12 protein-coding genes are annotated in these 12942 nt (G+C 67.9%); 4 read left to right on the top strand and 8 right to left on the bottom strand.

What is annotated here, in order from left to right; all coding sequences use genetic code 11:
- Positions 1–138 precede the first annotated feature (138 nt).
- The 4 genes from pth to AB4Y68_RS07720 all read right to left on the bottom strand — a co-directional run bounded on the left by pth (position 139) and on the right by AB4Y68_RS07720 (position 3673).
- Positions 139–756 (bottom strand): aminoacyl-tRNA hydrolase, encoded by a 618-nt coding sequence (gene pth, locus AB4Y68_RS07735; RefSeq protein WP_441454932.1) that lies wholly within the window; start codon positions 754–756, stop codon positions 139–141.
- A 129-nt stretch (positions 757–885) separates the two neighbouring features.
- Positions 886–1485, bottom strand: coding sequence for a 50S ribosomal protein L25/general stress protein Ctc (locus AB4Y68_RS07730; RefSeq protein WP_441454931.1), 600 nt, complete (start codon positions 1483–1485; stop codon positions 886–888).
- 145 nt (positions 1486–1630) lie between these two features.
- Positions 1631–2644 (bottom strand): hypothetical protein, encoded by a 1014-nt coding sequence (locus AB4Y68_RS07725; protein ID WP_441454930.1) that lies wholly within the window; start codon positions 2642–2644, stop codon positions 1631–1633.
- Positions 2645–2737: 93 nt separating this feature from the next.
- Complete coding sequence (locus tag AB4Y68_RS07720; RefSeq protein ID WP_441454929.1) at positions 2738–3673, bottom strand: ribose-phosphate pyrophosphokinase; 936 nt, start codon at positions 3671–3673, stop codon at positions 2738–2740.
- A gap of 241 nt (positions 3674–3914) precedes the next feature.
- Between AB4Y68_RS07720 and AB4Y68_RS07715 the strand changes: the two genes are divergently transcribed.
- Positions 3915–4730, top strand: coding sequence for an outer membrane protein assembly factor BamD (locus AB4Y68_RS07715; RefSeq protein ID WP_441455010.1), 816 nt, complete (start codon positions 3915–3917; stop codon positions 4728–4730).
- Positions 4731–4829: 99 nt separating this feature from the next.
- Positions 4830–6527 (top strand): DNA repair protein RecN, encoded by a 1698-nt coding sequence (gene recN, locus AB4Y68_RS07710; RefSeq protein ID WP_441454928.1) that lies wholly within the window; start codon positions 4830–4832, stop codon positions 6525–6527.
- A 991-nt stretch (positions 6528–7518) separates the two neighbouring features.
- Here the strand turns inward: recN and AB4Y68_RS07705 are convergent.
- From AB4Y68_RS07705 to AB4Y68_RS07690, 4 genes are all read right to left on the bottom strand, one after another.
- Positions 7519–8439, bottom strand: coding sequence for a cobalamin biosynthesis protein CbiG (locus tag AB4Y68_RS07705; RefSeq protein ID WP_441454927.1), 921 nt, complete (start codon positions 8437–8439; stop codon positions 7519–7521).
- Between the two features lie 73 nt (positions 8440–8512).
- Positions 8513–9028 carry a hypothetical protein gene (locus tag AB4Y68_RS07700; protein WP_441454926.1) on the bottom strand — a complete coding sequence of 172 codons (516 nt, stop codon included), beginning with the start codon at positions 9026–9028 and terminating at the stop codon, positions 8513–8515.
- A 3-nt stretch (positions 9029–9031) separates the two neighbouring features.
- Positions 9032–9817, bottom strand: coding sequence for an exodeoxyribonuclease III (xth, locus tag AB4Y68_RS07695; protein WP_441454925.1), 786 nt, complete (start codon positions 9815–9817; stop codon positions 9032–9034).
- 104 nt (positions 9818–9921) lie between these two features.
- On the bottom strand, positions 9922–10893 hold the full coding sequence (locus AB4Y68_RS07690; RefSeq protein WP_441454924.1) for a hypothetical protein: 972 nt from the start codon (positions 10891–10893) through the stop codon (positions 9922–9924).
- A 143-nt stretch (positions 10894–11036) separates the two neighbouring features.
- Here AB4Y68_RS07690 and AB4Y68_RS07685 point away from each other — a divergent pair, with 143 nt between their 5' ends.
- The gene (locus tag AB4Y68_RS07685) at positions 11037–12119 is read left to right on the top strand and encodes an MBL fold metallo-hydrolase (RefSeq protein ID WP_441454923.1); all 1083 of its coding nucleotides are present in this window, start codon (positions 11037–11039) and stop codon (positions 12117–12119) included.
- Positions 12116–12892, top strand: coding sequence for an enoyl-CoA hydratase (locus AB4Y68_RS07680; protein WP_441454922.1), 777 nt, complete (start codon positions 12116–12118; stop codon positions 12890–12892). The genes AB4Y68_RS07685 and AB4Y68_RS07680 overlap by 4 nt, the downstream gene beginning before the upstream one ends.
- Positions 12893–12942 lie beyond the last annotated feature (50 nt).

Below are 12942 nucleotides of genomic sequence, written 5' to 3'. Positions count from 1 at the left end.
GGAGGCGCGCGATTCTCCCTCCCCTTTATGGGGAGGGTGGCTGAGGCCGTCAGGCCGATGACGGGTGGGGCGCTTATCGAGTCAGGCGCGGCGTGTATCGCCACACCCTCCCCATGAAGGGGAGGGAGAATGGCCGTGCTACTCGCCTCTGGCCGCCTGGCGGGGGCTGAACTTGGGCGCGGGGGCCAGGCGCATGACCTCGCCCTGATAGCGTTCGTCGTCGCCGGCGGCGGCGAAGGGCAGGGCGTCGGCGCAGGCGGCCAGCAGGGCGTCCAGCCAGGGCTTCTCGGCCTTGTGGAAGTCGCCCAGGACGTGCGGCATGACCAGGTGGCTCTCGCCCGGATGGCCGATGCCCATGCGGCCGCGCCGGAAGTCGGCGCCCAGATGGCTGATCAGGCTGCGGATGCCGTTCTGGCCGGCTGCGCCGCCGCCGGTCTTCATGCGGAAGCGGCCGGGGGCCAGGTCGATCTCGTCATGGAAGACGATGATCTCGTTGGGCTTGATCTTGTAGAAGCGCGCCGCCTCGCCGACCGCGCGGCCGCTCTCGTTCATATAGGTCTGCGGTTTCATCAGCAGAACCTTGACCGGGCCGTCGGCGCTATCGACCTCGCCCTCGCTGACGATGGATTGGAACTTGGCCCGCTCGGGACCGAAGCGCCAGCGGCGCGCGATCTCGTCCACGGCCATGAAGCCGATGTTGTGGCGGTTCTTTTCGTATTTGGCGCCCGGATTGCCGAGCCCGGCGATGATGATCATGCGGACCTCTTGCCCTGTGCTCCGGGCAAAGAAAAGCCCCGCGCCGGCGAACCGGGCGGGGCTGAACTTTTGGCGTCTTCCCTAAAGCAGCTTCGCGCCGCGCGCGAAGCGATAGGGAAAGAATGCCTCTTAGGCTTCGACCGTCGTGTCGCCGGCTTCCGACTGAGCAGCCGACGAGGCCTTGATCGTGGCGATCATGAAGTCGCGGTCGATGACAGTCGTCGCGCCCTTGGGCAGGACGATGTCCGACATGCGGATGTTTTCGCCGGTTTCGCGGCCCTTCAGGTCGACGACCAGCTCGTTCGGGATCTGATCGGCGGCGACCAGGATTTCGACCGAGTGGCGGATGATTTCCAGCATGCCGCCGGCGCGGGTGAACGGCGCTTCGTCGGCGTTCTTGAAGTGAACGGCGATCTCGATCTTGACCGGAGCGCTCGCGTCGACGCGCATCAGGTCGAAGTGCAGCGGGCGGTCCGACACGGGGTCGAACTGGACCGTCTTGGCGATGACCGGCTGGGTCTCTTCGCCGTACTTCAGGGTCACCAGGTGGCCCAGCAGCTTGCCGGTGTAGAGGGACTTGCGGAAGTCCTTCTCGTTCACCGAGATCGAGACGGGGGCCTTGTCGCCACCGTACAGGATGCCGGGCACGGCGCCCGAGCGACGAACAGCGCGTGCGCCGCCGGTGCCTGCGCCTTCACGGACGTCAACGTTCAGAATGATCTCGGCCATGGGGCTCGCCTCAACAACAACAGATACGCCGCGCCAACCAGGGCCCGCGCGGCGGGGTCATGAACCCTCGAATTCAAGAGGGCGGGCTATTACACGGAACAGGGGGAGGACGCAACCGCCCCGGTCCGATCAGCCCGCCTTGGCGTCAGTTATTGGCGCTGCTCGGCGCCGAAGTCGACGCCGCGAGCGTCTGCGTCGGGCCCGTGTACTGGGCCGTGCAGGTCGCCAGGTCGCGCACGATGTGTCGGCCGGTGCAGAACATGTCCTCATAGCTGGGGCGCGACGCCGCCAGGCACTGGAACAGCATCAGCTTGGACATGTTCAGGCAGAACTCGTTGTTCGATTCGGTCGCCAGGGCGTCGGTGTTGGCCTTGGCGTCGTCGCCCGCCGCGCCCAGGGCGGCCAGGGCGGCGATGGCCAGGGAGTTGACCACGGCGGGGGTGAAGGGGGCTCCGCGCTGCGCCGGGGTCAGGCTCAGGCCCGAGCCGCTGTTGGCGGCGGCGAACAGGCGCGCGCTTTCCTCGGCCGAAGGGAGTTGGGCCACCGACAGGCTCTTGGCGCCTTCCAGTCGGACTTCGCGATGCGGGATGGGGGTGACGGCCCAGCGGCGGCGCGGGTCGCGGCGTTCCTGGATCGTATAGGCGTCGCCCTCGACGGCCTCGGCGATGGCGGTCAGGGCGGCGATGTCCTTGCCCATGGTCGAGGCGATCAGGCCGGCTGCGGCGTCGGCGCCGGGCAGGGTGGCGGCATAGGCGGGATCGGCGACGATTCGGGCGATCATCTGCTGACGCTGGGCCGGATCGGCCGCGAACTGGCGCACGCCGGCGACATACTCGGGCGACTGCAGCGCCAGGATCGAACCATAGGCGATCATGCCGCGCGACAACTGGCCCGGCTCATAGGCCGCGCCCTTGCGGATGGCGGCCTGAATCGATTCGGCGTCGGGGAATCCCGCCTTGATGCTGCCGACCTCGCGCACGAAGGCGACATAGACGGAGGCGGCCTGCGCCACGCCTTCATTGAGCGCGACGGGCGGCGTCGGCGTGACGACCGGGGGCGGAGGCGGAACCTCCGGCGCGGGCGTCGAGCAACTGGCCAGAACCACGGCGGCGGCGACAGCGGCGACGGACAGACCGCGGCTCAGAAAGGCCTGGGACATCGGCGAACTTCCCTACGTATTGGACGCGGGACACGGCGAGGCGCCCCAGGAACTGATGGCGCTTATATCGTGGAGCGAATGGTTATTCGAAGGTTAATCGAAGAGCTTGGATACGGACTCTTCGTTGGCGATCCGGCGAATGGCCTCGCCGATCAAGGGCGCGACGGAAACGGTGCGGATTTTCTGGCACTTCAAAACTTCGTCAGGCTGTTCGATGGAATCGGTGATCACCAGTTCCTTCAGCGGGCCGTCGGTCACGCGCTGGACCGCCGGACCCGACAGGACGCCGTGGCTGATATAGGCCGAGACCTCGGTCGCGCCGCGGTCGATCAGCGCCTTGGCGGCGTTCACCAGGGTGCCGCCCGAATCGACGATGTCGTCGAACAGGATGCAGCGGCGGCCTTCGACATCGCCGATGATGTTCATGACTTCGCTCTCGCCCGCCTTGGGGCGGCGCTTGTCGACAATGGCCAGGTCGGCGTCGAGCCGCTTGGCCAGCGAGCGGGCGCGCACCACGCCGCCGACGTCGGGCGAGACGATCATCAGGTCGTCGCCGCGCGGATAGTGTTCGCGAATGTCCTGGGCCAGCACGGGGGTGGCGACCAGATTGTCGGTCGGGATGTCGAAGAAGCCCTGAATCTGACCGGCGTGCAGGTCCATCGTCAGCACCCGGTCGGCGCCGGCGCGAGTGATCAGATTGGCCACCAGCTTGGCCGAAATCGGCGTGCGGCCGCCGGTTTTCCGGTCCTGACGCGCATAGCCGAAGTAGGGCATGACCGCCGTGATCCGCCGCGCCGACGCCCGCACCAGGGCGTCGGTCATGATCAGCAGCTCCATCAGGTTGTCGTTGGCCGGATAGGAGGTCGACTGGATGATGAAGACGTCCTCGCCGCGGACGTTCTCTTCGATGACGGCGAAAACCTCGTTATCGGCGAATCGTTTCACCTGGGCCTTGGTCAGCGGCATGTCGAGGTGGGTGGCGATGGCCTGGGACAGCGTCCGGTTCGAATTGCCAGAGAGCAGCTTCATTACCGGTCATCCTTTTGCCGTCATCGCTGCGCCAATGAGCGCATACGTTTCTGGACGCGCTCTTTAGCAGCGGATCTGTCTGCAGCAACCCGTCATGATGGATTTCGCTGCATTGGCTTGGTCGCCTCGGCTGGTATAGAGATCGCCCCAACGAAAGCGGCGCACCGGGGGTGCGCTGTGACCAAGGCATCTTGAGAGGTCGCCCTTGCCCGCTTCGAAGTCCCGTTCCGGCCTGATCCTCATGACGGTCGCCGTCGCTGCCCTGACGGTTTCCGCCTGCGCCGGGACCAAGCCGCGCCAGAAGCTGGCCTATGAAGAGCGCCCGGTCGAGCTGCTCTACAACACCGGCTATCAGCGCCTGCAGTCCAAGCGCTGGACCGACGCGGTCGACTATTTCCAGGAGGTCGAGCGTCAGCACCCCTATTCGGAATGGTCGCGCCGGGCGATCCTGATGCAGGTCTACGCCTACTATCAGAACAACAATTATCAGGACGCCATCGCGGCGGCTGATCGCTTCATCGCCCTGTTCCCCGGCAATCCGTCGGCGGCCTACGCCTTCTACATGCGCGCCATCTGCAATTTCGAGCAGATCGTCGATGTGGGTCGCGATCAGGCCTATGCCGAGGCGGCCCTGGCGGGTCTGCGCGACGTGGTGCGCCGCTATCCCAACACGCCCTACGCCACCGACGCCCGCGTCAAGATCGACATGGTCAACGACCAGTTGGCCGGCAAGGAAATGACCGTCGGCCGCTTCTACCAGCGCGCCAATCAGCCGCTGGCCGCGCTGAACCGCTACAAGACCGTGATCAACAACGAAGCCTTCCAGCGCAGTTCGCATGCGCCGGAAGCCCTGTACCGTCTGGTCGAGGTGAACCTCGCCCTGGGTCTGACGGAAGAGGCGACGCGCAACGCCGCCGTCCTGGGCTTCAACTATCCGGGCAGCCCCTGGTATGCCGAGGCCTACGCCCTGCTGACCGAGCGCGGACAGCGCCCGGACGTTCAGCCCGAGGCCAAGCGTGAAAGCTGGCTGCAGCGCCTCATTCCCGGCGGGGCCTGAGCCTCCCGGGACTGATCGGCTGGGCTTGATGCGGAAAGACGCTGCGTTCCCCTTCTGTTTCCGGCTAGAGTGGGACGTAAAGTCGAATCAAGCTGGCCCATGCTGACCACTCTCTCGATCCGTGACGTCGTCCTCGTCGACGCCCTCGACCTCGAGGTCGGCGAGGGGCTGACCGTGCTGACCGGCGAGACCGGGGCCGGCAAGTCCATCATTCTCGACGCCCTGGGCCTGGCCCTGGGCGCGCGCGGCGACGCGGGGCTGGTGCGCTCGGGCGCCAAGCAGGCCGTCGCCACCGCCGTCTTCACCGCGCCCGACGACGCCGCCGTGATCGACCTGTTGGCCGAGCGGGGCTTCGAAGTCGCGCCGGGCGAGGAACTGATCCTGCGCCGCGTCGTCTCGGCCGACGGCCGCAGCCGGGCCTACGTCAACGACCAACCGGCGGGCGTGACGGCGCTGCGCGAGATCGGCGCCCTGCTGGTGGAGGTGCACGGCCAGCACGAGACGGTCGGCCTGCTGGACTGGAAGACCCACCGCGCTTTGCTGGATAACTACGGCGGCCTGCAGCCCCAACTGTCGGGCGTTGCCGCCGCCGCTGAGCGCCTGAAGGCCGCGCAAGGCCGCCTGGACGAACTGGAAGCCTCCGCCGCCGAAGCCGCCGCCAAGGCCGAGGAGATCGCGCTCAATCTGTCCGATCTCGACGCCCTGGACCCCCAGCCCGACGAAGAAACCGAACTGGCCGGCGAACGCGCCATCCTGGGCGCCTCGGAAAAGGCCGTGGCTGATCTGGCCGACGCGCGAAACCTGTTGGGCGGGGACAAGCTGAGCCAGCGTCTGGCCTCGGCTCTGCGCGCCGTCGAGCACGCCCGCCAGCGGGCCGTTCAGGCGGGCGCCGAGGGCGACAACCTCATCATCATCAAACTGGGTCTGGCCGCAGAAGCCGTGGACCGCGCCCTGGTCGAGGCGACCGAGGCCGTCGCGGCCGTGGACGCCGCCGCCGACGCCTTCGACTTCGAGCCAGGCCGTCTGGACAAGGCCGAGGAGCGGCTGTTCAGCCTGCGCGCCGCGGCCCGCAAGCTGAACACCACGGTCGACGCCCTGCCGGCGCTGCGGGTGCGTCTGCGCGAACAACTGCGTCTGATCGAGGACGGGGCCGAGGCCCTGACCAACGCCCGCCGCGACGTGGCCGTGGCGATCGAGGCCTATGACGTGGCCGCCATGCTGCTGACTTCGGCGCGCGAGGCGGCGGGCGACCGCCTGACTGGTGCGGTCATGGGCGAGTTGGGCCCGCTGAAGCTGGACCGCGCCCGTTTCCGCGTGACCCTGGACCCCATCGAGGGCCGTCGCGGACCGCTGGGCGTCGAGACGATTCGCTTCGAGGTCGCCACCAACGCCGGCACGCCGTTCGGCCCGCTGGACACCGTCGCCTCGGGCGGCGAACTGGCCCGCTTTGCGCTCGCCATGAAGGCGGCCCTGGCCAGCCGCGAGGATCAGCGTCAGCCGGTGATGATCTTCGACGAGGTCGATCAGGGCGTCGGCGGCGCCGTGGCCGAGGCCGTCGGCTCGCGCCTGCAACGCCTGTCCAACGGCGCCCAGGTCCTGGTCGTGACCCACAGCCCCCAGGTCGCCTCACGCGGCCATGCCCACTGGAAGGTCCGCAAGGCTGATGTGGAGGGCCACACCCGCACCTCCATCGACGTCCTCGAAACCCATCCCCGTCAGGAAGAAATCGCCCGCATGCTCTCCGGCGCCGAAATCACCGATGAAGCGCGGGCGGCGGCGCGGGTGCTGATCGGCTAGGGCCTTTCCCTTCTCCCCTTGCGGGAGAAGGTGGCCGAGCGGAGCGAGGTCGGATGAGGGGTCTCGCAACAGCGGACGAAAGCCGACGATCAAAGCGCGGCGCAACCCCTCATCCGTCAGCCTTCGGCCGCCACCTTCTCCCGCAAGGGGAGAAGGAAAACGCGCCCGCCTTCGTAATGGCGCTCTCCAATCCCGCACCCCGCAAGGGATTGAACGCCGCCAGCCCCCATCACCTCGCCCCCCCCGCCAACCGCGCCATGCTCCACCTGTCCCGTCGCAAGGGAGGGCTCGCTCGGCCGGCGAACCGAAGCGGCGGCGGGAGCGGAGAGAACGGGGGTCTTGTCGGACCGTTCGCCCTCCATCGCGCGCGCCGGGCAAGGGAGCACCCAGCGGAAGGCGGCGATGGATCAGGCGGGCGGTTCAGGAGTGAGAGACGAAGCAGGCGCGAACGCGCTTCTTCCTATCGTGGTCTCAAGTAGCCCGAAGGGCGATAGACCACACTCCATTCATGACGCCGCTGGGGCCTAGCGACGGGGCGTTCGACCCGTCCATCGTAGAGGCTCCGGTCAGGGTCGAGGGGGTTACTCGGACCGTTCCAGGACCGCGTCGTCGCGCGGCCTGCCCGTCATGGGCGCCGGGAGTAGCCGCAAACAACGGCGCCTGCCCCGAGCTCATGTCCAACTCTTCGCGCGGGGCGTCGGCCTTCGTCGAAACGGTAAAACTCATCTGTCTCCGGGCGAAGGCCCGGCGCCCCGCCCAGCCCTCCACCGCCCGTGCCAGCACGAGGCGGGCGTCCGCGCTCAAGCAGCCCGAAGGGCGGTAGCGCACCCAAGATGTTTCCTTCTCCCCTTGCGGGAGAAGGTGGCAGGCGAAGCCTGACGGATGAGGGGTCTCGCCACCGCTGAAATGAAGGGGAAGTTCGATGGGGTAGTGCAACCCCTCATCCGACCTCGCTCGGCTCGGCCACCTTCTCCCGCAAGGGGAGAAGGGTTTACACCCCCAGGATCCAACCCTCTTCGCTCTCAACCTGGGCCACCAGGGCTTCATCCGCCGTCTTCGGCGGCGCGAACGCCTTCTGCAGCGTCCCCGCGTCATCCATCTGGGCGAAGGCTTCGGCGGCGGTGCGGACCTGGGCCTGGGTCTTGTATTCCTTGACGCCCTCGCCGTTGATCTTGCGCTTGGCCTCGAACAGGGCGGGCCAGACCTCGACGACCACGGCCGACAGCGGCTCGATGTCGGCCTCGGTCAGTTCGCGCCAGCCGGTGTTGAACGGCCAGACGGCGGCGGAGGCGCCCAGCTTGTCCAGCAGGCGGCGCAGCATGGGCACGCCCAGCAGGGTCAGGCCGCCGACGGCGCCCGCGCCGTGCATCTGCCAGACGCTCTTGGGCGGCAGCTTGTCCTTGCGCGCGGCGACTTCGGCGGCGCGGAATTCGGGAATGTCGGCGCCGGCGCCTTCGGGCGGCTTGGTCGTGGTCAGCCAGCGCTGAGCCTGGCTGGCGGGCGCGCCCCAGAAGGGCCAGGGCTGGTCGGTCATCAGCCGGTTCATCTTGGCCGCGACCTGATAGCGGTTGTTGGTGTTGTCGGCCTTGTCGACGACGTTGGCGGCCAGGAACTTGCCCATGGCCTCCCACGGACGACCGTCCAGCTTCAGCCGCGCGGCGGTGCCGGCGGGGAAGCCGAAGTCGAAGTCGAAACCGACCAGAACCCGGTCGCCGCGCTTCCTGTGTTCCGCCAGCAGGTCGGCGATCATGGCCTCGCCCTCGGCGCGCGTGGCGACGTTGTGGGTCTCGGTGTAGAGGCGGAAGCGCACGTCGCGCTTGGCCACGCCGATCCACAGGGTCTGCTCGCCCAGCTTCTTGCCCTCGGCGGCGGTCCAGTCGGCGATGATGTAGGCGTCGAAGAGACGGGCCACGGCGGGCTCCTGAAACACAGTAAACGGTAGAGGCCGGGGTTCTAGCCTTCCGCGGCGGGGGCGGGAAGGGCGATCAACGCTTCATCAGGGCTTCGACGTGCGACAACCAGCGGCGCCCCAGCCGCAGCGCCTCGGAGGGCGAGCCGGTGGAGGCCGGCAGGTCGGCGTTCCACAGCGCCATTTCAAACTCGGGGTGGCGGGCGTCGTTGAACATCAGCCGCAGCACCACCTGTTCGGCGTCGGGCGCGGCGACGTCCAGATCCTTGCGCAGGGCGCCGCGCCGGGCGCGGGCCACGACGTGGCCGTCGACGATGATCTCGCCGCCTTCGACCTCATCGAAGGCATAGACCAGGCCCTGGGAACCGCGCTTCCACAGCACCACCACCTGACCGCCGTCGAAATCCAGCGCCGCCGCCCGACCCTCGGCGGGCGACAGGGCCTCGGTGTCGGCCTTGTGGCCCAGGGATTTCAGCAAGGCGCGTTGCAGCCGCCGCTGCGGCTCCATCCACCACGACAGCATCAGGGCGCCGGTCGTCAGGAAGGCGGCGGTCAGGGCGATCAGCAGGATGACCCGGAACGCCTCGCTCATGGATCAGGCCTCCAGGTCCAGATCGACCACCACGGGGACGTGGTCGCTGGGCTTGTCCATGTCGCGGGCGTCGCGGTGGGTCTCGATGCCCCGGAAGCGGTCGGCGGCCTGGGGCGACAGCAGGGCGTAGTCGATGCGGATGCCGTTGTTTCGCTGCCAGGCCCCGGCCTGATAGTCCCAGAAGGTATAGGTGCCCTTGGGCTCCTGACCCAGGTCGTGGGCGTCCGACAGTCCCAGCCACTTCATGCCGTTCAGCGCCGCGCGCGTTTCCGGCTGGAACAGGGCGTCGTTGACCCAGTCCTCGGGCTTGGCCGCGTCGTCAGGGGTCAGGATGCAGTTGTAGTCGCCACAGAGCGCCATAGGCTCTTCATAGGCCAGCAGGGCCTTGGCGTGGTCGTGCAGACGCTGGAACCAGGCCAGCTTGTAAGGAAACTTCTCGGTGCCGAGCGGATTGCCGTTCGGCAGATAGATGGACGCGACGCGCACCGGAATCGGGGCCTCGATCACGGCCTCCAGATAACGGGCCTGTTCGTCGCTGTCGTCGCCGGGCAGACCGCGCCGGATGTCGGACAGCGGGAATTTCGAAAGAATGGCGACGCCGTTGTAGGTCTTCTGACCATGGGTCTCGACGTTGTAGCCCAGGCTCTCGAAGGCCTCGCGCGGGAATTTCTCGTCCACGCATTTGATTTCCTGGAAGCAGACGACGTCAGGATTGGCGGCTTCCAGCCAGGCCAGCACGGTGGGCAGGCGGGCGTTGACCGAGTTCACGTTCCAGGTGGCGATGCGCATGGCCCTAAGGCTAAGGCGCGTCGCGTTCGGCGAAAAGGGCTCGCCGAAAACAAAGACGCCGCCGGATCGCTCCGGCGGCGCTTCGTTTGACGATCAGGCGTCGCTTAGGCTTGCGGCGTCGCGGCCGGAGCCGTCGTGGTCAGCTTGCAGCCGCCGCCGATCTGTTGGGCCGTGGCGCAGGGATAGACCTGCTGCACGGCATGCTCGGCGTTGAAGCGGACGATTGCGCCGTCGCCGCCGGCGCAGGTCATTTCGACAAAGCGGCCGTTGGCGTTCTGGCCCATCAGGCGGACTTGCCCGACGTCGCAGCCGGCGGCTTCGGAGCCGGCCAGCCAGGACTTGACCGTCGCGGCCTGCTCGGCCGGCGTGGTGAACTGGCAGGTGGCGTTCTGGCTGACGATTTGCAGGCACTCGGTCTTCTCCCAGCCCGAGGCGCCCTTTTCGATCCAGTAGCCGTCCGCGCCGGCGCAACCGATTTCATAGACGACGGCGCCGTCGCTCGACTGTCCGCGCACCTTGGTTTCATCGACTGTGCAGGGCACGCCGGCCTGGGTCGCGTAGGCTTTCAGGAAGCCCTGAATGTCCTGGTTGCCGGGCATGGAGCAGGTCTGGCTTGGCGGGGCTTCCGGGTTGGCCGCCCGGGCGTTGTCGGCTTGGCTGGCCAGGACCACGCAATCGGCGAACTGGGGCGGCGTGGAGGCGACGACCATGTAGCCCGGCCCGCCAGCGCAGGTTGCCTCGTAAATTTTAACCTGTTCGGCGCTGACGCCGAGCAGTTTGGCGTCCGTCACCTGACAAGACGTCGTGCTGGCGGCGAAGAGGGCTTCCACGTCGGCTTTGACGACGGCGGGATCGACCGGAGCGGGGGCTTTCTGGCGCTCGCGCTGTTGACGACGATCATTGCGGTCGCCGCCGATACGGCCAGGCTGAACGCGTTCGGTTCGGGTCGGTTCGTTGCCTGCGCGGCTTGCATCAGCGCCGGGTTGGTCCTGGGCGACGGCGAATGCGGGGCTCAAGGTCATGACGGCGAGGCCGGCTGCGATGCCCAATGCGCGGCTGAAACGTTTGATGGTCACGAAAAAGGGCTCCCTCGGCCTCTGCTGATGGCGAAAGCCTTGGCGGGGTCTTTCGGTTCGGTCAAGCGCCGCTACGCGTGACGCCTCTGGACCGGAACCGCGCAATCGGGTTTAACCTGCGAGGGTTGCGATTGGAGACGGACTTGGCGGACGGCGCGATAAGCGATGGGGCGGCGACGACCGCGCGCGGTCTGACCTATCCGTCAGGGCCGCCGCCGGAGGCGGGTCAGGCGGTCGAGGTCGCGCCGGGCGTGCTGTGGCTGCGGCTGCCGCTGCCGATGACGCTGAACCATATCAATGTCTACGCCCTGGCGGACGGCGACGGCTGGACACTGGTCGACACCGGGCTGAAGACCGAGGCGGCGAAGGCGGGCTGGGAGGCGGCGTTGGCGGGGCCGTTGGGCGGCAAGCCGGTCAAGCGGGTGATCTGCACCCATATGCACCCGGACCATATCGGCCTGGCGGGCTGGTTGTGCGCGCGTTTCAAGGCGCCCCTGCTGATGTCGCGGCTGGAGTATGTGACGGCGCGGATGCTGATCGCCGACGAGGGCCAACCCGCGCCGGATTCGGGCGAGCTCTTCTATCGCGCCGCCGGGTGGAACGACGAGCAGATCGCGCGCTGGCGGACGGGATACGGCGGCTTCGGCAAGGCGGTGGCAGCTATGCCCTCGGCCTATCAGCGGCTGTCCGAGGACGATGTGGTTCGCATCGGCGACGGCGACGGCGACTGGCGCGTGGTGATCGGCGAGGGGCATTGTCCCGAACACGTCTGCCTGTGGCGCGAGCGCGACGGCGTCATGTTGTCGGGCGATCAGATCCTGCCGCGCATTTCCTCGAACGTCTCCGTCTGGCCGACCGAGCCGGAGGGCGATCCCCTGGGCGAATGGCTGCGTTCGCTGGCGGCGCTGAAGGCGCGCTTGCCCGGGGACTTGTTCGTCCTGCCATCGCACGGCGAGCCCTTCTACGGCGTCACGACCCGGCTGGAGGCCTTGATCCGCGGCCACCAAGTCGCGCTGAAACGGCTGGAGCGGACGTTGAAGACGCCGTCGCGCGCCGTCGACGTCTTTTCCGCCTTGTTCGCGCGCCCGGTGGGCGACGAGGTGCTGAGCATGGCGACGGGCGAGGCCATCGCTCACCTGAACTATCTGGCCCGCGAGGGGCGGGCCCGACGAGACCGCGATGAGGCGGGCGTCGATTGGTGGACACTGACGGAGGCTGGACGATGAGCGAACACATCAAGGTCGATCTGGACGGCGGCGTCCTGACCGTCGCCTTCGATCGGACGGACAAGAAGAACGCCATCACCCAGGCCATGTACACGGCGCTGGCTGAAGCGACCGAGCGGGCCAAGGTCGACGACGCCGTGCGGGTGATCCTGTTCCGCAGCGAGGGGGATTCCTTCTCGGCCGGCAATGACATCGCCGACTTCATCGCCCTGGGCTCGCAGACCAGCGGCGATCTGGTCGAGATGGGCGTGTTCCGTTTCCTGAAGTCGCTGGCCGATCTGGACAAGCCGGCGGTGGCCGCGGTGCGCGGCCGGGCGGTGGGCATCGGCCTGACCCTGCTGCTGCATTGCGACATGGTGGTGGTGGCTGAGGACGCCCTGTTGTCTGTTCCCTTCGTCAACCTGGCCCTGGCGCCCGAGGCGGCGTCGTCCCTGCTGCTGCCGGCGACCATCGGCCATCAGCGCGCGTTCGAGCTGTTCGCTCTGGGCGAGGCCATCGACGGCAAGACGGCCCTGGCCTGGGGCATCGCCAACCGCGCGGTGCCGGCCGATCAGGTCGACGCGACGGCGCGTGAACTGGCGGTCAAGCTGGCGGCGCGCGCGCCCAACTCCATCCGCAAGACCAAGGCCCTGATGCGCGACGCCGAGACGCTGTGGTCCCTTATGCAGCGCGAAGCGCAGGCCTTCGGGTCGCAGATGCGCAGCCCCGAGGCGATGGAGGCCTTCATGGCCTTCAGCCAGAAACGGGCGCCGGATTTCTCCAAAGCCGGCTGATTCACGCAAACGCGATTGATTCGAGAGGGCAGGGGGTTTAGGCGCCGCAG

Source organism: Brevundimonas sp. 2YAF1, assembly GCF_052114745.1.
GTDB lineage: Bacteria > Pseudomonadota > Alphaproteobacteria > Caulobacterales > Caulobacteraceae > Brevundimonas.
The sequence above is the reverse complement of the archived record's forward strand: the minus strand, read 5'-3'. Positions and strand labels throughout refer to the sequence as shown.